A 24,877-nucleotide genomic window follows, 5' to 3' on the forward strand; every position below is an offset into this window, starting at 1 on the left:
AAGACTCCTTTAGGCTAACGTTATGTAATTTTAGCTAAAATTGATTAAAAATTTTTATCACAAAGGGAGTGAATGGATTTTTTAACAAATCCAAATGTGCTTTTTTATATTGCTGCATATTTGATTGGAGGCATACCTTTTGGCTATATATTAGCAAAGATTTTTGCTAAAGTAGATATCAAAAAGAGTGGTTCGCATAGCATTGGGGCTACAAATGTATTGCGTGTAGTCAAGCAAAAAGATGAAAAACTTGCTAAAAAACTGGCAATCGCCACTGTAGTTTTTGATGCACTCAAAGGTGCTGTATTAGTTCTCATTGCAAAATTTTTGGGTTTTCCTCCTGCAGTTTGGTGGATGGTTGGGATTATGACAGTGCTTGGTCACTGCTATAGCATCTTTTTGCGCTTTGAAGGGGGCAAAGGCGTTGCTACTGGCATGGGTGTTTTGCTGGTATTGTTGCCTATAGAGACGCTCATTGGCATTGTAGTCTGGGCACTTGTAGCTAAAACAACAAAGATATCCTCTTTAGCTTCACTGAGCGGACTTATTGCAGTGATAGTTGCAAGTTTTATTATCCACCCTGAACTTCCTCATGTCAAGTCACATGCACCCTTACTACTCTTAGCTTTCATTATTGTTTATAAGCACTTACCAAATATCGTACGCCTTATCCAAGGCAAAGAGGGCAAGGTGGCAACTTGATGGAGTTTCGCATCGATCTGCGCGATCTTGAATTCTATGCAATTATAGGTATCTTGCCCCAAGAGCGCAAAATGCAGCAAAAGATCATCGTCGATCTTTGGCTTACCTATGAATATGCACAAGGTTTTGTCGATTATGCAAAGGTAGCAGATCTTATTAAAAAGCATATGCAAAAAGAGCAATTCGAGCTTCTTGAAGATGCACTCATTTCATGTGCAAATCTTATAAAAGAGTCTTTTCCCCAGATAAAAAACCTCTCAATCGCCATAAAAAAACCGCAAATTCTGCATAACGCAACTCCCAGCGTATCGCTTTTTCTTAAATTTGAATAAAAATTTTTTTAAAAAAAGCTAAAAATTTGTTTAAATCTAGTTGAAATTGTGCTATAATTTTGCCGGATTCTTAAAATAGACTAAGGGGCGGTGAATGAGAATTTTGATAGTAGAAGATGAGGTAACCCTCAATAAAACGCTTGCAGAAGGACTCAAAGAGTTCGGTTATCAAAGCGATATTAGTGAAAGTCTCAAAGATGCACAATACTATCTCGATATTAGAAACTATGATCTCATACTTGTTGACTGGATGCTACCTGATGGCAGTGGACTAGAACTCGTCTCACAAGTAAAACAGGACAATCCAAAAACTATCGTCATAGTGCTAAGTGCTCGCGACGATAAAGAGAGTGAAATAGAGGCTTTGCGTGCAGGTGCAGACGACTATATACGCAAGCCATTTGATTTTGATGTTTTAGTTGCTAGAATAGAAGCACGCCTTCGCTTTGGCGGTAGCAGTATCATTGAAATCAAAGAGCTCATTATCAATCCGGAGGAGGAGAAAATCCTCTATAAAGATAAAGAGATTGAGCTCAAAGGTAAACCTTTTGAGGTACTGACACACTTAGCACGCCATAAAGACCAAATTGTCTCCAAAGAGCAGTTGCTCGATGCAATCTGGGAAGAGCCAGAGCTTGTCACACCAAACGTCATTGAAGTTGCAATCAATCAGATCCGACAAAAGCTTGACAAACCTCTAGGCATCCAAACAATCGAGACTGTTAGACGTAGAGGCTACCGCTTTTGCTATCCACGAAAAGCTTAAGAGTCAAGCTTCTATGGCGATTAGTAGTGGCTTCGGCCATTCTCATCGCCCTCTTTTCAACATTTTTATACAGTTTCATCAAACAATCACTCTATGAAGAGGTACAAGAGCAACTCCTTCGTCAAGCGCAATTTATAGCTACGACTGTTACAAACTATCATATTGGAGAGAAGATAGATAATTTCTATCTCAAAAAGACTCTCAATATATCTGTTACAGTTATTCCAAAACCGCAATTTATCAATGATAGTACATTTCAAGAATTCAGTAAAGAGGGAAAACATTTTCTTGTACTTTTTTACCCTTACAACTTTGAAGAACAGACATTTTTAAAGGTAGAAAAAGATATAACAAATATTCATACTATGCTACATAAAATATACAAAATAATCCTTTTTACCAATGCTCTAGCATTTGCATTTATTATACTCTATGCTGCAATTCTTGCTAACTATCTTACAACATATATCACCAATCTCAATAAAAAGCTCTCTGCAATGAACGAGCATATGCTCAAACCCATAAAAATTAAAGATCTCCCAGAAGAGTTTCAACCTTTGGGTCAGGCAATCAATATGCTCATCAATCGCATACAGACATTCATAAAATATCAAAAAGAGCTTTTTATAGGGATTGCACATGAGCTCAAAACCCCTTTAGCAGTTATGAAACTCAAAAATGAAGTAACACTTATTAAAAAGAGAACTCCCGAAGAGTATATTGAGACAATCAAACTCAACATAAAAACAATAAATGAGATGAATAAAATGATAGAGAGCATACTAAAAATAGGTCGTCAAGAAGGGGATCAGTTCGAGCCACCTGTCAAACTTGATCTCATTGAGTATCTCAAAGAAAAAAGCAAAAACTATGCTCTTTTGGCAGAGAGCGAAGGGAAAAAGTTTATAGCAGAGCTCAAACCCCAAACCTATATCACAACAATTCAACCAACCCTTCTCAATCATATCATTCAAAACTTTGTGCAAAATGCTATTAAATTTACAAAAGAAAATGGCACTATAATATTGAGAAGCTACCCTACAGCCAAAGGTATAAAAATAGAAGTTATCGATGAAGGACCGGGAATAGATACATCAATTGATCTCTTTGCACCATTCAAACGTAAAGGAAAACAGGGTGGTGTAGGATTAGGACTCTTTCTGGCTAAAAGTGCTGCAGATGCAATGGGAGCAACTATCACCATCGCCAATAGGAAAGATAAAAAGGGCGCTATCGCAACTCTCTTTATCCCCAAACAGCTGGCATGTCCACTCTGTTAGTTTAAAGTTATTTTAAGCATATCTTCTGTATAAATCTCTCTAAATTACTGAAAGAGGGGGACGAATGTCTTTGATGATAACTGAAGAGTGCATCGCATGTGATGCATGTAGAGAAGAGTGTCCAACAGGTGCTATTGAAGAGGGAGATCCAATTTATATCATTGATCCAGATAGATGTACAGAGTGTGTTGGATTTTATGATGAGCCTGCATGTATTGCGGTATGCCCAGTAGATTGCATAGTACCTGATCCAGATAATGTAGAGACAATTGCTGAACTCAAATATAAATACGATCAGATAGTTAACGAAGAGGATTGATGGCAAAACGTACCGCCATCATCGATATTGGCTCCAACTCCGCTCGCATGATTCTCATCGAGCGTACAAGCCGTTTTGGCTTTTTCCTTCTCAATGAAACAAAAAGTCGCGTTCGCATCAGTGAAGGTGCATATGAGCACGAAGGATGGCTCCAAGAAGTGCCTATGCAAAGGGCTCTTCATGCTTTAAAAGAGTTCAAAAACATAGCACTTGCCTTCAAAGCCAAAAAGATCCTTTGCGTAGCTACTTCTGCTGTTCGGGATGCTCCGAATGGCAAAGAGTTCAAAAATCTTGTCAAAAAAGAGACAGGCATCAACATCAAGATTATCGACGGAGATACCGAAGCGAAACTAGGAGCCATCGCTGCAGCAAATCTATTGCCGATACGTGACGGCATTACTATAGATATTGGTGGAGGATCTACTGAGCTAGCACTTATCCGCAATAAAGAGGTCATAAAAAGTATATCCCTCAATCTTGGCACTGTGCGTCTCAAAGAGCTTTTTTTTGACAAAGAAAAAAATATAAAAGAGGCTCTTCTTTACATCCATGAAGAGATGCAAAAAATTCCACAAGATTTCAAAAATAATTGCGCTATTGGCATTGGTGGAACGATTCGTGCTCTTTCACAAGCTATCATGAAAAAAACTGCTTATCCCCTCGATAAACTCCACGGATTTACCTATGACTACTCCCAAGAGAAAAAATTTATAGATAAAATAATCGAAACTCCTGTTTTGAAACTAAAAAAATTCTCTATCAAAAAAGACCGCTATGATACCATCAAAGAGGGCAGTCTTATTTTTCGTGAGATCGTCAATCATATTGGAGCAAAAAAGATTATTACAAGTGGCGTTGGCGTACGCGAAGGGTTATTTTTATACGATCTCTTACGCAATAGCAACTATAAATTCCCTGCAAATTTCCAACCAAGTCTTCGAAGTCTTCTTGATAGGTTTTGCATCGATGAAAAAGCAGCAAAATGCCACTATAAATTTACTAAGAAGTTATACAATACGCTTTACGAGCAGTTTGATCCCAAAAGAGAGCACGAAAAAATTCTCCTCTATGCTGCAAAGCTTCTCAATATCGGTATCAAAATAGATTTTTATGAGCATCATAAACACAGCAGCTACATCTGCCTTAACGATTTAGAGTATGATCTCACTCACCAAGAGATTGTAACAATCGCAATGCTAGTGAGATTTCATAAGAAGAAACTACCAAATAAAGATGTGACAAAACCTTTTGCACAACTTTTGCCAAAATCTTCAATACTAGCATGGATGAGTTTCATTCTCGCACTTGCTGAATCACTCAATAAGGATCATAGTTGTCCAGATTTTGAAGCCTCATTTACCAATGATGTACTAACTATTACAAGTAGCAAACCTCTCTATCTTGCACGTGAAGAGGCAAAATCTTTGCAAAAACCGCAAAGTTTTGCACTAAAATTTGTAAGCTCTTAAAAACGTGTTCCTACGCTAAATTCAAAGTTAGAAACTCTATCACCCTCTTCATCGTTAAGTGCATGGGCAAATACCAATTGAATTGGTCCCATTGGCGAAAACCACTCAATTGCCGCACCAGCTCCTGCTCTTGTAATTTCACTAAAACTATCTTCACCGATTCCACCATAATCGACGAAAAATGTTAAACGCATATTTGAGCTTTTAATCATAGGAATACTTGCTTCCAGTGATGCAGAGAACATCTCTTTACCGCCAATAAGCCTTCCTTGACTATCTTTTGGAGATAGAGAAGCTGTCTCGTATCCGCGTAAAGTCCTTATTCCACCAAGATAGAATTTTTCAAAAACTGGAAGATTACCATTATCTACAATATATCCTACACGCCCTTTAGCACGTAAAATGAGATCATAATCTATGAGCTCTTCAAGCCCATAATAGTATCCACCATGCAAGAAAAATTTCGTATATTTTTCATCTCCACCAACACCCGCATACTCAATAGAGCCTGAGATATTCATGCCTGAGCGTGGTAAATAGTAATCATCGGTATTATCAAAAACTACGCGCGGAATAAAAGCACTTTTAGTATAAGTACCCTCTTGGAAGTAGATGTTATCAAACTGCACATCACTCAATTTGTTTTTTTCATATGCATAGGTAAGAGATCCTGACAAATGTCTTGTAAAACGTTTTCCAACACTGAGACTTCCACCCTTCCTCTCTTGCGTATAGTCATAATATTCAAATTTTGTATTATAGAGATTGAGTCCTAGACTGTAGTCACTATCAAAAACTCGTGGATTTGTTATACCAAGATTGAAGCGGAGGGATTTTGATGAGTAGTCAATTTGAAAGTTTCCATCAATTCCGCTTCCAAATATGTTTTTATCATTGATGCTGGCATTGATCAAAAATCCCTCATAGGAACTATATCCACCACCAACCATGATATTACCGGTAGGCATCTCCTTGACACGTACAAGAAGATTCATCTCATTCGGTCCAACACGTCTCTCTTCGATCTTTACATCAGAAAAAAAGCCGGTTCTGCGCAGTGCATTTTTAGACTCGATTAAGTCAGTATAGTTATATACATCTCCCGGTGCTAAATAGACCTCGCGTCTAATAACTCTATCAAGCGTTCTTTGATTGCCAGAAATAATCACATCTTTAATATAGACCTTTTCTCCTGGGTTAATAATATAACGGATTTTGACTGTATGGTTTTTCTCATCTTTTTGAAAATCTGGGGCAATGCGCACAAATGCATATCCTAAATCAGCAACTTTTCTTTTGATGGTTTCAATATCTTTGCGCATTTTTTCGATGTTAAAAACTTTTCCAGGTGTTAAACGCAAATCCTCCAAAAGTTGCTCTTTTTTTATAATAGGCTCTAGAAGTTTTATATCCACGCTGGCTACACTATATTTTTGCCCCTCTTGGACATGGTAGCGTAGCTTCGCTTTATAGTTATCAAAATCAACGCGCAAAAATGGATCGCTTACTTGGGCATCAAGATACCCTTTTGTAAGGTAAAGATTTTTAATACGTGCTGCATCAAGTTCAAGTTGATCGAGTTTAAGTTCACCACTATTAAATCCTATCATCCATCCAAGGTATTTATTGCGCTCTCTATTAGCAACTACATCTTCGATATCATCTTTATCAAACGTTTTCGCTCCACAAAGCGTAAGATCTTCAATAGTGATTTTTTCACCTTTATTAACAATAAAAGTCACTTTAACACTATTTTCACCTACTTTTTCAGTATCTACTTCTACAACCGTATCAAAAAAGCCTTGTGAGCGTGCTTTTTGTTTAATATGCTCTTTGGCCTTTTCTATTGCTGCCTCATCATAGATATCACCTTTTTTAAGTCCCAAAATATCATCGAGTTCCTCTTTTTTATTCTCAAGATACCCTAAAACCTCTATCGCAGCTATGAGGGGCTTCTCTACAAAATGAAAGATTACTTTACCATTTTCCTCTTCCACCCAGATATCTTTAAAATATCCCTGGGCATAAAATTTCTTTATAGCTTCATCTATTTTTTGCATATCAAGCTGCTCGCCAGGATGGAGTCCCACCATCTCTTTTGCAATGGTTGGCGAAAGATGCAAAAGTCCATCAAATTTTATCTCTTTTATGGTTTTTGCCTCTGCAAATGAGGCTAGCAGCAATAGAGCCAGATACCTTTTTTTCATATTACGCCCTAGTTAAAGTATTTGGTATTAAGTTTACCAATATTTTGATTAATATTCATTAAAAGCCCCCCTTGCTATAATATAAAACTTCAAAACAAGGAACTGCATGAAGGTGGGAATAGTCGGCCTGGGTCTCATGGGAGGATCTTTGGCACTCGACTTGAGAAAACATAATCTTGCAAATAAGATAGTAGGCTATGATCGCAATCCTCGTCACAAGAAAGAGGCTTTGGAACTTGGACTTGTTGATGAGATTGTAGAGTTTGACAAACTTAAAGAGTGTGACATAATATTTTTGGCAATCCCGGTAGAAGGGATCATCGATGCTTTACACAATCTCCAAGATATTCCTCCAACAACTACTATTATCGATCTAGGTAGCACAAAAGAGAAAATTGTCAAATCCTGCCCTACTACAATACGCAAAAACTTCATTGCAGCCCATCCTATGACAGGAACAGAATACTCTGGACCCATGGCGGCAGTAGAGGGACTCTATTACGATAAAATCGTAGTACTTTGCAATACTGAGCAAAATGAACCTCTCCATAAAGAGCGCGCAGAAAATATCTTTGTTGCCATTGGAATGCAGATAGTCTATATGGATGCTAAAGAGCACGATCTCCATGCAGCCTATATTAGCCACTTGCCACACGCTATTAGCTATGCACTTGCTAATTCAGTTTTAAAACAAGAAGATCCAAAAAGTATTCTTATTCTAGCGGCAGGAGGATTTCGCGACATGAGCCGCCTTGCAAAAAGTAGCCCTACAATGTGGAGTGATATCTTCAAACAGAACAAAGAAAATCTTCTCACCTCTTTGGAAGATTTTAAAAAAGAGCTACGCTATGCAAAAGAACTCATAGAAAATGAGGAGTGGGAAGAACTCAAAAAGTGGATGCAAAACGCCACGACGCTACACCAGATCTTTTAAGACCTTCTCCACCTCTTTTCTTGTTATACGATGTTTTTTGCCTTCATAAATCTCTTCATAGAGTGCTTGTGCAAGACTCGCTGCCTCTTTACTTTGGGCTACATATGGCAATAATTTTTTTAGCATTTCTCTTTTGCCATCCTTATCAAACTTCCATATACCTTTTCGCACTTTCAAGCGCATCACAAAATAGATCCCAAGCATCACCACAATGCCAGCAATAGTTCCATAAATAAAACTTATCCAATCAAAGCCACATTTTTTAGCAGCTGTTGATTGAGTTAGTAGCTGTTTTGTTTGCTGCTGTGGCTGCGTTGGTGATTGCTGCGGTAAGTTTGCTGCAACTTGACGCCCTCCTACTACTTCAATATTAATTGGATCACTTTGGAGAGTTTGTATACTTTTTTGCTTAAGACTAAAGTAGCGCAAACGTATTGCAGGGATTGTATAGCTATGATCGGCAATGATAGAGAATTTTTGCTCAAAGCTACTTTGCAATCCCTGCTCGGTATAGCGCTCCTTGATTTTTGGCTTGTCTGCATATATTGTTACATCACTAATATTGAGATCTATCCCATCAAAATTTTCTAAGTTACCGACACCTTCAATCTTTACATACAAATTTACCGGTTCATTAGGCTTTACCCTTTTCTTATCTACTTGCACCTGCATACTAAAATCACCTACCAAATCCACGTTTTGTGGCAAAGGCTTGACAATCACACTCGCACCATTGGAAACTGTACTGTACCAGCGCGGTGCAGTTACAACAAAACCAAACATGTTGGCATTATTGTCAGGAATTGCATATTTAAATACTCCAGGAGCAATATGGAGCACACCACTCTTTTGCGGAAGAAGTAAAAACTTGATACGCTTAATGAGATACTCACCATGCTCTTCAAGATATTTATTGCTGGATTTGAGCTCTTTTACCCAAAAATTATCAAATTTTGGCATCTGAAATTGATAATCGATAATATTGAGTGTTCGCCGGATTTTGAGCTCCAATTCAGCAATAATTGGCTCACCTACATACGCCTCTTTTTTGTTGAGTTTGAGCGTAAAAAAGATGTTACTATTTTTTTTCGCCTTTTTTACAACAAGTTCAAGAGGGTCGCTTTTAATCTCCTCCCCATCTACTTTTGCTGTAAATGAGGGAATTGTTACATTAGTATCTGGATAAAAGACAACAATCTGCGATTTTTTAACTGTTAAATTTCCATTTACATTAACAACGCTCTCACTTTTACTCACACCACTCACCGGATAGGAACCTATCTTCTCAACTTTTGGCAGCTCAATCTCATCTCCACTTGCTTCCATGACAAGCTTAGCAGGTTCTCCCTGGTAAATCGGATTTTGCTCTAAATAGACTTTAAAACTTCCTGCCAAAAGAGTAGCTACTACAAGTACTAAACTACCAAGGATTCTCATTGCCTGCCTCTTTTTTGATTTTTATTGGAGCTTTGTACAAGAGTGTTGGAGCACTGTTTTTTTGTATCATTTTGAGCCATTTTTTCTCCTCTCTGTTGCTTATAGGCTGATTTTGCTGCTCCTTTTGCTCCCCTTTTTCTCCACTTTGCTGCTGGTTTTGCTCCTGCTTTTTTTGCTGCTTTTTATTTTGCTCATTGCTCTTTTGCCCTTTTTGGTTCTGCTTCTTTTGCTGCTTTTTCTTGTTGTTTTGCTTCTGATTGTTTTTTTGCTTTTGCTGCTGTTTCTTGAGCATCTTTTTAGCTAGTTCTAGATTAAATCGTGTATCTTTATCCTCTTTTATCTTCAAAGCCTTCTCATACATCTCAATCGCTTTTTTATACTTTTGCAGCTTAAAGTAGCTATTGCCTAGATTATGGAGTTTGCGAAACTCTAATTCCTTATCATCAGTTTGCACTTTGTTGTAATAACGTATAGCCTCTTTATATTTTCCGCTTTTATAGAGTGCATTTGCCAAATCATAGTAGCTTTGGGGGCTCTTTTTAATAGCAGTAATTTTACGAAACTCTTCTACTGCACTCTCATAGTTCCCCCTACTATACGCTTCTTTAGCCTCTTTGATAGTTTTAAAGTCGGTCAAACCCGCATGTGCATCAAAAACCAGCAGCAACGGTAAAAGATAAAGCGCCTTTGTTGAAGGAAGATCGAAAAATGCCAAAAACAAAAAGATAAAGGCAACAGTTAAAAAATAAGGATAAAACTCCACTTGGTCTACCACCTTTTCCACCTCTTTTTCCTTTTTGATACCACCAAGATTTGCTAGAATTTGCTCAATATCTTTTTGATCAAGTCTCGCTTGGATAAAAAGACCACCCGTCTCATTTGCCAACTTAGCAATATCGGGATTAAGCTTGGTTATTACAATATTACCCTCTCTATCTTTGAGATACTCTTCCTTCTCTTCAATGGGCGCACCTTTTTTTGTTGCTACTGCAAGAACAATTATCTTAAATCCATGATCTTTTGCATATTTTATCTCTTCAGTAAAATCCTTTTTATCCCCTCCATCTGTTACAAGTATCAACTGCTTTGGCTCTTTGTTTCCATAAAGAAGATTTGCGCTCATTAAAGCTGAGAGAATGTTGGTGCCTCGCAGTGAGAGGAGATTTGTATCTAGTCTTTTTAAGAGATACTTCAATGAGTGTTTATCATCAGTAATAGGAGAGACAATGTAAGCGTTTTCTGCAAATGCCAAAATTCCTATTGCTAAATTTTGCGCTTTATTTATAAACTCTTCGATCTTTTTCTTTGCAAAGGTGAGTCTATCAGGATAGTAATCTTTAGCTTTCATTGAACGAGAGATATCAAGAGCAATAACTACATCTCCCCTATAACTCTCCACTTCAACAATTCCTTTTTGATACACAGGGCGAGCCATCGCCAAAATCATGAGAAAAAGTGCTCCAAACAGGAGTATAGTTCGTAGTTGTTTTGATAACCCTTGCTCAATTCTTAGCTTTGCTAAAACTTCATTATCAAAGATCCTATCAATCAAACTCTTATTGGTCAAAACAAGATAGAGAAGTATCAATGATGGCACAAGCATATAGGGAATGAAAGCAAAATCCAAAAACTTCATCAAAATCCTCGCTTGCTATAGATATAGATATACCCAAGTAGAGCTAAAATAGCTACAAAGAGCACATAGGGATAGAGTTCTGCTTTTTTAACAAACTCTTTACCTCTAATCTCACTCTTTTCAAGTTTATCTATAGTAGCATAGACCTTATGCAAATCTTTTGCTGTGCGTGCAAAGAAGTATTCCCCACCGCTCTCCTCAGCTATCCATGAAAGCAGCCTCTCATCAATTCCTCGTCTTTGGCCAATTCCGATAGTATAGATCTTGATATGATACTTCTTTGCCATTTTCATAGCCACACTTATAGGGGTTTTACTCGCAGTATCTATACCATCAGTAAGTAAAATAATAACTTTTGATTTTGCTTTAGAGTCTTTAAGCATCGAAATACTCTCAATAAGCGCATCACTAATAGCTGTTTTTTGACCAGCTATGCCAATATCAAGATAATCAAGGATCTTGTTGACAACATCCTTATTGAACGAAAGTGGTGAAGCGATATAGCTAAAAGATCCAAATATAACTACTCCAATATTGTCATTCACTCTTCTTTTTATAAAGTCCTTGACAAGCTCCTTAACCACTTCAAACTTTGTTTTAAAGGGATTACTCTTATCAAACCCCTTCTCTCGCATCGACCCACTCGCATCAAGTGCTAAGACAATATCATAGCCTCTCTTTTTGAGCTCTACACTTTTATCAATAGCTACTGGACCAGCTAAAGAGAAAATGAGGCCAAAAATAGCCACTGCTTTGAGAAATTCCGGCAAAAAGCTCTTTTTGTCTGCTGCTTTTTTGAGAATAGAGAGGTGTGGAAAGAGCAGTGCACTCTCTTTTGCTCTACACTTTATAAAACATATAATCACTAATACAATGAGCCATAACACTAAAGGCCGCTCAAACGCAAACTCACTCATCATGCACTCGCAAAAATAGTTTTATCTCTTTTTTTATATCACTACTCAATGGAGGAACCTCTTTTTTATATTTATATTTGGTAAGTTTTCTCACTAAATCCTCATAGAGCCGCATACTTGATTCATCGCGAATAATATATTTTCCATACTTTGTAATTTCATATGCCACTCTTTTAGGATCATTCAAATCAAGGCTGCGTAATCGCTCCAAAATCTCTTTGCGCTTATCAATTTTCTTTCTGCTTAAAAGTTTTATAATAAAATAGACCAGCACTGCTGCTAAAGTAGTAACAAGAACAATAAATCCAATATAGAGATAAAAGCTATAATCAGGAATTGCTACAAGCGGTTTTATATCTTTAAGCTGCTCCATCACTTTTGTCCAAACAGTTTTAAAAGTTTGATAAATGGCTCTTCGTGAGTGTAAATTTTTGTAAAACGTACACCACTTTGCTTAAAATGCTCATACATCTTGCTATCAGCTTTTTTGATCTCTTTTTTATAGTTTTTCAATGTAGATCCTTCAAAATCTACAATAAAACTCTTTTTTGTCTCAGGATCTATAAGATTCATAAAACCAATAGGTGTTGGATCCTCTTCAAAACGATCGCGTACTACAATTGCAACTACTTCATGTTTTTTAGCCAAAACCTTAAAATCATACTCTCCAAAAAAATCGCTTATTATAAAAACAATAGATTTTCTTCTTATTTTAAAAAGCCTCTGTGTAAGCTGAGAAAAATTGGCACTCTTTCCAAGTGTCACAAACTTCGCCACAGATTCTGCACATTTTTGCACTGCATTAATATGTTTTGTAGGACGTATACTGCTATACTCTTTATCTGCAAAGAGAATATAAGAAAAATTATCCTGGTTTTTAATTGCAGCAAACCCGAGTATCGCACCAATTTCGGCAGCAAGCTCTTGTTTGAATCTCTTTGTTCCAAAAAACATACTTCCGTTTAGCATAAAAGCTACTACTACATTAAGCTCTCGCTCTTCACGATAGAGCTTTATATAAGGCTTTTGCAGTTTTGCAGTAACAAGCCAATCTATTTTTTTAACGTCATCTCCTGGCTGATACTCGCGCAGCTCTACAAAATCAAAACCTTCCCCTTTAAAAAGTGAGGGATTATTGCCAGGAATTTCACTAAAAACCTGCTTTTTTGCTTTGATAAGAAGCTTTTTGATATTTTTTTGCGTCATGGAATGGGCACTGCCTCTAAAACTTTGTTGATGATAAAGTCTGCTTTGATATCTTCTGCTTCAGCCTCATAGCTCAGAATAATTCTATGGCGCAAAACATCCTTTGCTAAATATGCGATCTCAAGTGGCGTTACATGATCTTTTCCGCGCATATACGCTAGCGCCTTTGTAGCTTTAAACATATCAATACTAGCACGTGGACTTGCTCCAAAAGCAATGTATTTTGCAATTTCAGCCAAACCGTAATTTTTTGGCTCTCTTGTAGCAAAAATGAGATCAATTATATACTCTTCCACCTCTTTATCGATATGAACCTCTCTTACCTCCTCTTTAAGTTTTTCAAGATCATCTTTTGTTGCAACTGTCTCAATTTTGCCAAATGCATTGTTTGCTACGCGTCTTGCAATCTCTAATTCCTCTTCTTTTGTGTTGTAACCAACAATAAGCTTCATCATAAAGCGATCGAGCTGTGCTTCAGGCAGGTTATAAGCACCTTCTTGCTCTACAGGGTTTTGCGTAGCCATAACTAAAAATGGCCTATCTATCATAAATGTCTCATCACCAATTGTCACTTGGCGCTCTTGCATCACTTCAAGCAAGGCTGATTGCACTTTAGCTGGTGCTCTGTTGATCTCGTCAGCTAGTAAAAGATTGGTAAAGACTGGTCCATGCTTAATTTTAAACTCATTTTTTGCAGGATCATAAATTTCTGTACCTATAATATCGCTTGGCAGTAAATCTGGAGTAAACTGCACCCTTTTAAACTGTAATCCAAGTGTCTTAGCAAGGGCATTGACGGTGGTTGTCTTTGCAAGTCCTGGCACACCTTCGAGCAGGATATGCCCATCACACATGAGGCCAATAAGCAGCCCATCGATCATTCCCTCTTGGCCGACAACAACCTTTTTAACTTCATTTTTGATATTTTCTATAATAGTTCGCATACCCGTCCCCAGAAATTTTTTTGCAATTGTAGTATAAAAAAGTTAGCGACAGAGGATATTTGCTCTCACTGTATTACACTTTTTTCTATAAGCTCTTTTTCCTCTTGCGTAAGATTATAAAGATCATAAATCATTGCATCGATTTTATCTTCAAGCTCTTTTGTATCCTCACCACTCTTTTTCTTTTGGATAATCTGATCGACAATTGTTATAAAATCATCTTTGTCATCACACTTTACTATTGGCAACTGTTCAAGTTTAAACTTTTTCCATCGATTTGTACCCATACCAGTGGTAGTTGATATATGCTCAAAATACCATTTCGAAAGCTTTGAATTTAGAATACCCAAAAGAAATTTCAAATCATTTCCAATCATAATAAAACCGGTTGCCTCTACATAAAAACCCTCATCATCATAAGCAAACTTCGGCTTATCCGAAATTTCACCCCAAACAATTTTCGGTTTTTCAAAATCATCAAGATAGGCACAGTTTCTCAGATTGTAAGGGGTATTACCTTGGTCCTTTCGTTTGACGAGTTTTTCATAAAACTGATCCAAATACGCTTTAATGGCAGGATATTGTTCAACATCAACAGGTGGGTTGTTATGAGTATTGATAAGCCACATACCTGCCCAATTAATTTTATATTTGTACACATCACGCCCTCGGATCAGAGGCTTGAGCAGTTCGGCACTTTTTGGATCTTGCTCTACAAGCCTATTTTTAGTAGCAGCATCGATGATAAAGGCCTTATTGTATCCAGTTTTTATGCCGTAATTTATTGAAATATCCCTCTCTCCCAGTGGTATGCCCTGCTTCTCAATACGGCGCATCAGAGCAGCCTCTTTTGCGCCACTCCTTGCAAACCGCTCAATAGTATCTTGTAGAGTTTGCACTGTAGCATTTTGTACATCAAACTTGCGAATATTTACCACTTGAAACGATGGGTTCTCTTCACTTCCTATTGTAATAATACAAGTCTCCACTGTTGCTTCATCAAAAATCTGCGTATCTTCAAAATCGAGCACATTGACCGATCTGCCTGAATTTTCAAGAATCTTTTTGAGTACTTCACCATAACGGGTCTTGAGCCAGCTATTGGATGTAATGAGTGAAACTATTCCTTGCTTATTTATCAAGGAGAGAGACTTTTCGACAAAAAGTGCTAAAATATCCCCCCTCTTATCGTAAGCTTGATAGCCAAAAAGAGCATAATCAATTCCCTTGAGCTTACTCAGTGAAATATATGGTGGATTTCCAAGTATTACATTAAATCCTACAAAATTTCCCTCTTCATCCAGTACTTCTGGAAACTCAAAGCGCCATTCAAAAGCATTTTCATATACACGTCCTAATCGAATCTCTTCTATCTGTTGATAGATCTCTTCTATCTCTTGCAAAAATCTCTTTTGCTTTTTGGCATCATCATTTTCTTTCACAAATAATATTCCCTGCCTTCCATAACCAAACTGAATGGCATCAAGCATCATCTCATCACGTAACCCATCAAAACCATAATCTTGTACATATTCTTTGAGCTTCTTTTTGTACGTCTGTTTTTGTTTCCATTGCTCTTGGAGTGTCTGGCCAAACATCTCTTTGAGCCTCTCAATGGACTCTTGCATCTGCTCTTTTGTCCCCTCAAAAATCCCATCTTTATATTCACGTACAAGCTTTTTGTACTTCTCGATCTCATACTGGATATTGGGTATTGTTATCTCATCATGGAGCCCATATCTGCTCACCAAAGAGTTGCCAACTTTTATATTGATATCTATGTTTGGCATAGTTACAAGCTGTCCATTTTCATCATAGTAGCTATGTTTAAGCAGCTCGATCCAAAGTCGAAGTCTTGCAATATGTGCCGCATTGGGATTGATATCGACACCAAAAAGAGAGTTTTCAATAATTCTCTTTTTCTCTTCAAATATTGCTCTTTGTATTCTATATCCCTCTTGAGAACCACGTCGATACTCAAATATCTCGCCTTCATCATCTCTAATAATTAATTCATCATTTTCCACTTCCAAAATATAGTCTTTGATGCGTTTGCCCTGCACATCATATAAAAGGCGAAGTTCGCTTTTTATTGCAAGAATGGTATTGAGTGCAGAAACGAGAAAGTGTCCGCTCCCAACTGCTGGATCACAAATTGTAAGTGAATTTATAATCTCATTTGCTTCTTTTTTATCTTCAATCTTTTCATCAAGATCACCAAGAGTTTTACACTTCCACCCTTTGAGCGTATTGAACTTTTTTATAATTGCTCTTTCAATCGTCTCTCTTGCCATATACATTGTCACAAAGCTTGGAGTATAGTAGCTTCCCTCTTTATATCCATTGAGTTTTTCAAAAATAAGTCCTAATACTGCAGCATTAATAAGAGTCTTATTATCTTTAGTAATCTCTTCCATACCTTCACTGGAAAAATCATAAGCATCGAGAAACTCGAAGAGATACTGCAGCATATTGCAACTGCCTTTGCGCCGTTTCCCATTCTCATCACGCAAAACCGTTTTGGAGTAATAGGGTAGCTCGCAGTTATCTTCAAGATTTGAAATATCTATATATTCCTTCTCAACTGGTGATATCTCAAAGAGTGAGGAATTGAGATAAGGAATATGCTCATACTCTTTGTGAACTCTTTTGTGCTGTGGTCTTGCAAGAATATCAAAAAAGAATATCTTCAATACATCAAAATCTTTTATAGTCTGAATATGTAAAAATTTATAACGTTCTTCACCACTATTCCATTGAAGCAGCTGCGCCTCAAGAAGCTTCATAAATAAAATACGATTCATCCAGATGATTAAGAGTTGCAATACAATTTCAAAATTTGCCCTATATCCTGTATACTCCAAATTCCTTGCAATATTCTCATACAAAGAAGCCATGTGAGGAGTTGTGGCTCTATCAATGATCTTTTTACCGCCTACTTTTTTCTCTTCTAGTCCCAAAATGTAGAGCAACTCATTATAAAAACCTCTATCAAGTTTATTCGCATCATTGGGATTAAATGTTTTAAAAAGATACTTTTTTGAGAAAAGCTTATAAAGTGCAGCCTTTTGGCTTTCACTCATCGGTTTTTGCAAATCTACATAAGCTGCTTCTATTGTTATATCTTGCTTGGAAAGCTTATTTTGCAGCAGTTTGTAAAACTCTTTGGTTTTATCAATCAATGTGGAAGGATTTTTTATATTTTCATAGATTTTTCTTATCTCTTTGTTTTGCCAAAAGAGTTTATCAAACTCTTTAGCATCAAATATATACCATTGGTAAAAATTTGTAATAATAATGTGATAAAGATTATAATTATCTTGGTCACGTTCACGCATAAAATAGAGTATTGCTTCATGGAGAGCTTTTTTATTTGGATCACTTTGTGATATGTTGGCGGAAGAGTCCGGTCTTTTAGCTTCTAAAATTACTGCAGGCTTACCATCATGCATTAAGGCCAAATCTATACCGCTTTGTCCTTTTTGAGAAAAACTTTGCGCATCGTAATGCATTGAGTCAAAAAAAGGCTTCAAAACAGATGAAACCATAACAGGCTCTGTTTGCTGCATTTTTATCTGCTCATGAAGATTATCAAGATATCTTTTCAATATATCATCGAAATTATGTAGAGCAGATTTTGTTATGCTTTTTTTAGAATAGAGTGGAGAAAATACTTTTCTTGGTGGAAAAATTTTTATCTGCAACATTGTACTCCAAAAAGGTTTAGATAATATGGTAAACAATTATAATTATAAAGAATTTAAAAATGTATTATAGAAGAGTTAATTTCTTAGATTTTGTAATTATGTGAAATATTAATCGAAGAAGTAATCGAAGGAAAAAATCTTGGCCTGGCGCCGACCTACTTTTCCACAGCCGAAGGCTGCAGTATCATCAGCGATGCGGAGCTTAGCTTCCAGGTTCGAAATGGGACTGGGCGTTTCCTCCGCTCTATAGGCACCAGGACAAGAGAAGAGAGGCTTTTGGAGTTAAAAGACTCTCTTCTCTTGTCATTGAGACAATAGTTTTATTTAAAGAACACTCATTGTTCGTAGCAAAGAGCGGTAGCTCAGTAAGGCGGCGGTGCATATGTTATGTGTAAGCCAAACGGACTATTAGTACTGGTCAGCTAAACGCATTGCTGCGCTTACACACCCAGCCTATCAAGGTGGTAGTCTTCCACCGTCCTTCAGGGAAGGCTCATCTTGGAGTCGGCTTCCCGCTTAGATGCCTTCAGCGGTTATCCGTTCCGTGCATAGCTACCCAGCGGTGCCCTTGGCAGGACAACTGGTACACCAGTGGCACGTCCAACCCGGTCCTCTCGTACTAGGGTCAGCTCTCCTCAGCCTTCCTACGCCCACGGAAGATAGGGACCGAACTGTCTCACGACGTTCTGAACCCAGCTCGCGTACCGCTTTAAATGGCGAACAGCCATACCCTTGGGACCTGCTCCAGCCCCAGGATGCGATGAGCCGACATCGAGGTGCCAAACCTCCCCGTCGATGTGAGCTCTTGGGGGAGATCAGCCTGTTATCCCCGGGGTACCTTTTATCCTTTGAGCGATGGCCCTTCCACTCAGAACCACCGGATCACTAAGACCGACTTTCGTCTCTGCTCGAGTTGTCTCTCTCACAGTCAGGCTGGCTTATGCCTTTATACTCTCCAAGCGATTTCCAACCGCTTTGAGCCAACCTTTGTAAGCCTCCGTTACTCTTTAGGAGGCGACCGCCCCAGTCAAACTACCCGCCAGGCATTGTCCTCCCACAGGATAACTGTGGCGAGTTAGCCACCAGAATGAGGAAGGGTGGTATCTCAAGGACGGCTCCACCAGAGCTGGCGCCCTGGCTTCTCAGCCTCCCACCTATCCTGCACATCCTCATCCCGATGGCAGTACCAAGCTGTAGTAAAGGTCCACGGGGTCTTTCCGTCTTTCCGCGGGTAGGAGGAATTTTCACCTCCACTACAATTTCACCGGATCCCTGGTCGAGACAGCCCCCATCTCGTTACGCCATTCATGCAGGTCGGTATTTAACCGACAAGGAATTTCGCTACCTTAGGACCGTTATAGTTACGGCCGCCGTTTACCGGGGCTTCGGTTCACGCCTTCGCTCCGAAGAGCTAAGCGATCCCCTTAACCTTCCGGCACCGGGCAGGCGTCACACCATATACATCCTCTTACGAGTTAGCATAGTGCTGTGTTTTTGATAAACAGTCGGATGGAGCGCTTCGCTGCGACCCGCCTCGGCTCCAGCCGCATGGGCCTTCACCTACTACGGGCACACCTTATACCGAAGATACGGTGCCAGTTTGCAGAGTTCCTTGACCAGGGTTCTTCCGCGCGCCTTAGAATACTCATCTCACCCACCTGTGTCGGTTTACGGTACGGGCTACTTACTACTTAAACGGCTTAGAAGCTTTTCTCGGCTCGACGGCATCACCGGTTCCCCCGCCGCCCCGAAGGGCTTTGGGGGCCTGTCAGGTCTCGGCCTCACGCTAGGCGGATTTGCCTACCTAGCAGCCTACACCCTTCGAGCCCGTATTCCATCACGGACCCCGGCTAGCCCTAAGCGTCCCTCCATCGCCTTGTAGTAAGTAGGTATCGGAATATTAACCGATTTCCCATCGCCTACCCCTCTCGGACTCGGCTTAGGACCCGACTAACCCTACGTTGACGAGCATCGCGTAGGAAACCTTGGGTTTTCGGCGAAGTGGATTCTCACCACTTTTATCGCTACTCATGCCTGCATGCTCACTTCCAGCCGCTCCACTGCTCCTCACCGGTACAGCTTCACCGCTGACTGGAACGCTCTGCTACCGCGCATACACCAGTATGCACCTGCGACTTCGGTGTGTGACTTAGCCCCGTTATATTTTCCGCGCAGGGCCGCTAGACCAGTGAGCTGTTACGCTTTCTTTAAAGGATGGCTGCTTCTAAGCCAACCTCCTGGTTGTCTAAGCAGCCCCACATCGTTTTCCACTTAGTCACAACTTGGGGACCTTAGTCGGCAGTCTGGGTTGTTCCCCTCTCGACATAGGATTTTATCACCCTACGCCTGACTCCCAGGATTACACTACAGGTATTCGGAGTTTGACAGGGTTTGGTACCGCGGTGAGCAGCCCTAGCCCTATCAGTGCTCTACCCCCTGTAGCTACTTCCTGAGGCTATACCTAAATATATTTCGCAGAGAACCAGCTATCACCGAGTTTGTTTGGCCTTTCACCCCTATCCACAGCTCATCCAAGGAGTTTTCAACCTCCACTGGTTCGGCCCTCCATGGGGTCTTACCCCCACTTCAGCCTGGCCATGGATAGATCACCCGGCTTCGGGTCTGCAGCCAGTGACTCAATCGCCCTATTCAGACTCGCTTTCGCTACGGCTTCGCGTTTGCTTAACCTCGCCACTGACCACAACTCGCAGGCTCATTATGCAAAAGGCAGTCCGTCACCCTGAGCCGAAGCTCATAGGGCTCCGAATGATTGTAGGCATACGGTTTCAGGTTCTATTTCACTCCCCTCACTGGGGTTCTTTTCACCTTTCCCTCACGGTACTTGTGCACTATCGGTGTGATGGTAGTATTTAGCCTTGGAGGGTGGTCCCCCCATCTTCAGTCAGGATAACACGTGTCCCGACCTACTCGCAAGGCCTCTGCTTAGTCCCACCTACACTATTTCGTCTACAGGGCTATCACCTTCTATGGCTTACCTTTCCAGGTAATTCAACTATAATGTAGGCTACACAGAGGCGGGCTACTCCCCGTTCGCTCGCCGCTACTAGGAGAATCTCGGTTGATTTCTTTTCCTCCGGGTACTGAGATGTTTCACTTCCCCGGGTTCGCCCCTGACATAGTCAGGTGACCAGTATTACTACTGGCCGGGTTGCCCCATTCGGAAATCCCCGGATCAACGCTTCTTGGCAGCTCCCCGAGGCTTTTCGCAGCCTAGCACGTCCTTCATCGCCTCCATCACCCTAGGCATCCACCGTACGCCCTTTGTAGCTTACACCTACTTCTAAGACGCACCGCCGCCTTACTCAACTACCTTAGTCAAGTAAAACAGCTTGCCTATTGTTTTTACCTCTTTTACTACGAACAATGAGTTGTCAAATAACCTTAGACTTAAAAGTCTAAAAACAATCTTCCTCTGAAGATTCTTTTTAGACTTTGGTGGAGTCTACCGATGACCCTTCCGGTAACCTCTCACAGGCGTATGCTATGCACTCGCTCCGCTCGCGCATATACGCATCGCCGTGCGCAGCTACAAACGACAAGCAGTTGTCGTTTGCTTTACGCTCCTCCCGTGCAAAGCACGCAGTCGGCAATGTAATCTCTCTTACACTCCCAACTACGTGCTTTTATCTTGGTGGAGTCTACCGGGATCGAACCGGTGACCTCCTGCGTGCAAGGCAGGCGCTCTCCCAGCTGAGCTAAGACCCCATCTTGTGTTTAGTTGTGAATTGTTTAGATTTTTTAGCGTAGCGTACAACTGAGTACGTGAGCTGGAAAATCTAGGCAAGATTCAACTAAACTGGTGGGCCTGAGAGGACTTGAACCTCTGACCTCACCCTTATCAGGGGTGCGCTCTAACCACCTGAGCTACAGGCCCATTATTAAAGCTCCGCCCCTGATAAGGGCTTCTCTTAGCTCTTGACTCCACTTTTCCTTTTCAAAGAACATCCTTGATCTCTCACAACTAGACAGAGAACGAGCCCCCTGAGTCAATAAGTGTGAGTACTTATTGACTCTTCCATCCAAAGAAACGAATCTTTGGATCATCACTCTAGAAAGGAGGTGATCCAACCGCAGGTTCTCCTACGGTTACCTTGTTACGACTTCACCCCAGTCGCTGAGCCCACCGTCGACAGGGGTCCTCCCTTTCGGGTCGGTCCCCCGGCTTCGGGTGAGCTCAACTCCCATGGTGTGACGGGCGGTGAGTACAAGACCCGGGAACGTATTCACCGCGGCATGGCTGATCCGCGATTACTAGCGATTCCGACTTCATGCAGTCGAGTTGCAGACTGCAATCCGAACTGGGACGCGCTTTAGAGATTTGCTCCACCTCGCGGTATTGCCTCTCTCTGTACGCGCCATTGTAGCACGTGTGTCGCCCTGGGCATAAGGGCCATGATGACTTGACGTCATCCTCACCTTCCTCCCGGTTACCCGGGCAGTCTCCTTAGAGTGCCCACCCGAAGTGCTGGCAACTAAGGACGAGGGTTGCGCTCGTTGCGGGACTTAACCCAACATCTCACGACACGAGCTGACGACAGCCGTGCAGCACCTGTCACCTGGCTCCCCCAAAAGGAGGCACCCCTCTATCTCTAGAGGGTTCCAGGGATGTCAAGCCCAGGTAAGGTTCTTCGCGTATCTTCGAATTAAACCACATGCTCCACCGCTTGTGCGGGTCCCCGTCTATTCCTTTGAGTTTTAGCCTTGCGGCCGTACTCCCCAGGCGGGATGCTTATTGCGTTAGCTGCATCACTGAGGTGACTAGCACCCCAACGACTAGCATCCATCGTTTAGGGCGTGGACTACCAGGGTATCTAATCCTGTTTGCTCCCCACGCTTTCGCGCCTCAGCGTCAGTACCGTCCCAGCAGGTCGCCTTCGCAATGGGTATTCCTGGTGATCTCTACGGATTTTACCCCTACACCACCAATTCCACCTGCCTCTTCCGGACTCTAGTCTACCAGTTTTGGACGCAGTTCCACAGTTAAGCTGTGGGCTTTCACATCCAACTTAGCAGACCGCCTACGCGCCCTTTACGCCCAGTGATTCCGAGTAACGCTTGCACCCTCCGTATTACCGCGGCTGCTGGCACGGAGTTAGCCGGTGCTTATTCGACAGGTACCGTCATCTTCTTCCCTGTCAAAAGGAGTTTACACCCCGAAGGGCGTCATCCTCCACGCGGCGTTGCTGCATCAGGGTTTCCCCCATTGTGCAATATTCCCCACTGCTGCCTCCCGTAGGAGTCTGGACCGTGTCTCAGTTCCAGTGTGGCTGACCATCCTCTCAGACCAGCTACCCGTCATAGCCTTGGTAGGCCTTTACCCCACCAACTAGCTGATAGGCCGCAGCCCCATCCCATAGCGCTAACGCTTTCCACAACCATACTTTCGTATGGAAGGAGTATAGGGTATTAGCAGCCCTTTCGGGCTGTTATCCCCCACTATGGGGCAGGTTAGCTACGTGTTACTCACCCGTGCGCCGCTTAGCTGACACTCTATCCCGAAGGATAGAGCCGTTCTCGCTCGACTTGCATGTGTTAAGCACGCCGCCAGCGTTCACTCTGAGCCAGGATCAAACTCTCCATAAATATCTTTATGAAGTTTTAAAATCCTCTTTTAAAACTCAAAGGACTCGTCTCTGTCTAGTTGTCAAAGATCCTAAATTCACAAGAACTCTCTCACTCATCTTCACTCAAGATAAGTGATTTGAACTCTTCTCAGCTCTCTTTTTCAAGGGGCGTTATTTTACTCAATCTCTCGATTTTTGTCAAGAACTCTTTGAAATCTCTCTTAAGATTTCTCTCAACCCCTCTTTTTTCGAGGACTGAAATTATGCCAAACTTTCAGCTCTTTGTCAAGAACCCCTCTCACGCTAATCACTCTCTTTAGAGCCCCCGCGTTTGAGAGAAGGAATTATATTTTAATAGCTTGGCTTTGTCAAGAGCTTGTATAAGTCCAATACATATGGCACTCATAATGATTTTCAAGAAGGTATTGTACCGGAGATTTAAAATTAAGAGAAGAGTGTGGTATTTTGGTATTGTAATCGATGAGCCATTTTGCTAATTTTTTATTGAATTCATCCAAATCTGTAAAGAGTAAATCTTCATAGTATTGAATAAATTGTTCTTGAATTGTTCTATTGAATCTTTCATTGTGTGCATTCATTTTAGGGCTCCTTGGATATGTCCAGTAGTGTGTGTAAAGCCTTTTTGTTCAAGCAGAGCATCAAACTCTTTTTTAAATTCACTGCCATTATCTGAAAGAATTGCAAGTTTACGTTTTTGTTTGATGGAAGTTATTCCATCAATTAAAGCTTCAAGAGCATATGCAGTATGTTTTGCTCTTTTAGATGGAATTGCTACTGCGAATGCAATACGTGTGAGTGGGTCAATCATAGTAAGGATATATCGTTTTATACCGTTTGATACTATTTGGATGGTATCGACTGCCCACAGTTCAAATGGTTTAGATTTGAGGTTTTTTGGTTTTCTGTTTTTTTGTGTCTTCTTTTTTGGTTTCACTTTTCCTTTTGTATCGATGCGGTAGGGAAAAAGTCTCATTGTATCTGGTGCTTTTGCGATTATTCTTCCTATTGTGGATTCCGAGGGAGTTTTAAGTTCTTTTTCTTCACAAAAAGGTTTAAGCAGGTGGTAGAGTTTTGCTTTGCCGATGTTGGGATATGCTTTTCTTAATCGTTTTATCTCTTTAATAACTTCTATTGGAACTTTTGACTCTCTTACTCTTTTTGGTCTTCGTGATTTTGGATTTAAGGCTTTTATATCGCCATCTGCATCATTTAAACTCTTTTTCCATCGAAAGAGTGTTCTTCTGCTTACTCCAAAAGCTTCAGTTGTTGCTGCTAGTCCATATTTTTCCCAAAACTCCAATATCTTTTTTCTTCTTTTTGCCTCTTCGCTTATCATAAGCGAATTGTAGTATATCCTCTCTAATCTTTTATATCCTTTGAGCCCTGGCAACGTGTATTTGATTTGCACTCCTCAC

15 protein-coding genes, 2 tRNA genes, 3 rRNA genes and 1 pseudogene are annotated in these 24,877 nt (G+C 40.5%); 7 read left to right on the plus strand and 14 right to left on the minus strand.

Annotated elements, in window-relative coordinates:
- The first annotated feature begins 72 nt into the window (after window positions 1-72).
- From plsY to NITER_RS06360, 6 genes are all read left to right on the plus strand, one after another.
- Entirely contained in the window at window positions 73-702 is a 630-nt protein-coding gene (plsY, locus tag NITER_RS06335; protein ID WP_084275339.1) for a glycerol-3-phosphate 1-O-acyltransferase PlsY, read from the plus strand.
- Complete coding sequence (locus NITER_RS06340; protein WP_084275338.1) at window positions 702-1,034, plus strand: dihydroneopterin aldolase; 333 nt, start codon at window positions 702-704, stop codon at window positions 1,032-1,034. The genes plsY and NITER_RS06340 overlap by 1 nt, the downstream gene beginning before the upstream one ends.
- A 94-nt stretch (window positions 1,035-1,128) precedes the next feature.
- On the plus strand, window positions 1,129-1,800 hold the full coding sequence (gene hsrA / locus NITER_RS06345; RefSeq protein ID WP_084275337.1) for a homeostatic response regulator transcription factor HsrA: 672 nt from the start codon (window positions 1,129-1,131) through the stop codon (window positions 1,798-1,800).
- Window positions 1,801-1,826: 26 nt separating this feature from the next.
- Window positions 1,827-3,080 carry a sensor histidine kinase gene (locus NITER_RS06350; RefSeq protein ID WP_197685295.1) on the plus strand — a complete coding sequence of 418 codons (1,254 nt, stop codon included), beginning with the start codon at window positions 1,827-1,829 and terminating at the stop codon, window positions 3,078-3,080.
- A 64-nt stretch (window positions 3,081-3,144) separates the two neighbouring features.
- Complete coding sequence (locus NITER_RS06355; protein WP_084275335.1) at window positions 3,145-3,399, plus strand: YfhL family 4Fe-4S dicluster ferredoxin; 255 nt, start codon at window positions 3,145-3,147, stop codon at window positions 3,397-3,399.
- The gene (locus NITER_RS06360; RefSeq protein ID WP_084275334.1) at window positions 3,399-4,868 is read left to right on the plus strand and encodes a Ppx/GppA phosphatase family protein; all 1,470 of its coding nucleotides are present in this window, start codon (window positions 3,399-3,401) and stop codon (window positions 4,866-4,868) included. Before NITER_RS06355 ends, NITER_RS06360 begins: the two co-directional genes overlap by 1 nt.
- On the opposite strand, the gene bamA is transcribed toward NITER_RS06360, so the two are convergent.
- Window positions 4,865-7,075 carry an outer membrane protein assembly factor BamA gene (gene bamA / locus NITER_RS06365; protein WP_084275333.1) on the minus strand — a complete coding sequence of 737 codons (2,211 nt, stop codon included), beginning with the start codon at window positions 7,073-7,075 and terminating at the stop codon, window positions 4,865-4,867. The two genes, NITER_RS06360 and bamA, sit on opposite strands and share 4 nt — an antisense overlap.
- 106 nt (window positions 7,076-7,181) lie before the next feature.
- Here bamA and NITER_RS06370 point away from each other — a divergent pair, with 106 nt between their 5' ends.
- Window positions 7,182-8,009, plus strand: coding sequence for a prephenate dehydrogenase (locus tag NITER_RS06370; protein ID WP_084275332.1), 828 nt, complete (start codon window positions 7,182-7,184; stop codon window positions 8,007-8,009).
- On the opposite strand, the gene NITER_RS06375 is transcribed toward NITER_RS06370, so the two are convergent.
- The 13 genes and pseudogenes from NITER_RS06375 to NITER_RS06440 all read right to left on the minus strand — a co-directional run bounded on the left by NITER_RS06375 (window position 7,992) and on the right by NITER_RS06440 (window position 24,870).
- Entirely contained in the window at window positions 7,992-9,446 is a 1,455-nt protein-coding gene (locus tag NITER_RS06375) for a BatD family protein (RefSeq protein WP_084275331.1), read from the minus strand. The genes NITER_RS06370 and NITER_RS06375 overlap by 18 nt on opposite strands.
- A complete protein-coding gene (locus tag NITER_RS06380) occupies window positions 9,430-11,082 on the minus strand; it encodes a VWA domain-containing protein (RefSeq protein WP_084275330.1) in 1,653 nt (550 codons plus the stop codon). The genes NITER_RS06375 and NITER_RS06380 overlap by 17 nt, the downstream gene beginning before the upstream one ends.
- Window positions 11,082-11,999, minus strand: a complete 918-nt coding sequence (locus NITER_RS06385) for a vWA domain-containing protein (protein WP_159445312.1) — start codon at window positions 11,997-11,999, stop codon at window positions 11,082-11,084. Before NITER_RS06385 ends, NITER_RS06380 begins: the two co-directional genes overlap by 1 nt.
- Complete coding sequence (locus tag NITER_RS06390) at window positions 11,992-12,372, minus strand: hypothetical protein (protein ID WP_084275328.1); 381 nt, start codon at window positions 12,370-12,372, stop codon at window positions 11,992-11,994. The genes NITER_RS06385 and NITER_RS06390 overlap by 8 nt, the downstream gene beginning before the upstream one ends.
- Window positions 12,372-13,205 (minus strand): DUF58 domain-containing protein, encoded by an 834-nt coding sequence (locus NITER_RS06395; protein WP_084275327.1) that lies wholly within the window; start codon window positions 13,203-13,205, stop codon window positions 12,372-12,374. Before NITER_RS06395 ends, NITER_RS06390 begins: the two co-directional genes overlap by 1 nt.
- The gene (locus tag NITER_RS06400) at window positions 13,202-14,149 is read right to left on the minus strand and encodes an AAA family ATPase (RefSeq protein WP_084275326.1); all 948 of its coding nucleotides are present in this window, start codon (window positions 14,147-14,149) and stop codon (window positions 13,202-13,204) included. The genes NITER_RS06395 and NITER_RS06400 overlap by 4 nt, the downstream gene beginning before the upstream one ends.
- Window positions 14,150-14,214: 65 nt before the next feature.
- Entirely contained in the window at window positions 14,215-17,856 is a 3,642-nt protein-coding gene (locus NITER_RS06405) for a type IIG restriction enzyme/methyltransferase (protein WP_084275325.1), read from the minus strand.
- A gap of 142 nt (window positions 17,857-17,998) precedes the next feature.
- Window positions 17,999-18,114: ribosomal RNA gene (gene rrf / locus NITER_RS06410) — 5S ribosomal RNA — on the minus strand.
- 129 nt (window positions 18,115-18,243) lie between these two features.
- Window positions 18,244-21,151, minus strand: a 23S ribosomal RNA gene (locus NITER_RS06415).
- Window positions 21,152-21,506: 355 nt separating this feature from the next.
- Window positions 21,507-21,582, minus strand: a tRNA-Ala gene (locus tag NITER_RS06420).
- A 92-nt stretch (window positions 21,583-21,674) separates the two neighbouring features.
- A tRNA-Ile gene (locus tag NITER_RS06425) sits at window positions 21,675-21,751 on the minus strand.
- A gap of 178 nt (window positions 21,752-21,929) precedes the next feature.
- Window positions 21,930-23,460 (minus strand): 16S ribosomal RNA (locus NITER_RS06430).
- The 16S, 23S and 5S rRNA genes sit together here with 2 tRNA genes alongside, the layout of an rRNA operon.
- 349 nt (window positions 23,461-23,809) lie before the next feature.
- Window positions 23,810-24,870: pseudogene (locus NITER_RS06440) on the minus strand (integrase core domain-containing protein).
- Window positions 24,871-24,877 lie beyond the last annotated feature (7 nt).

Origin of the sequence: Nitratiruptor tergarcus DSM 16512 (assembly GCF_027946175.1) — a bacterium.
Taxonomy (GTDB): Bacteria; Campylobacterota; Campylobacteria; order Campylobacterales; family Nitratiruptoraceae; genus Nitratiruptor; species Nitratiruptor tergarcus.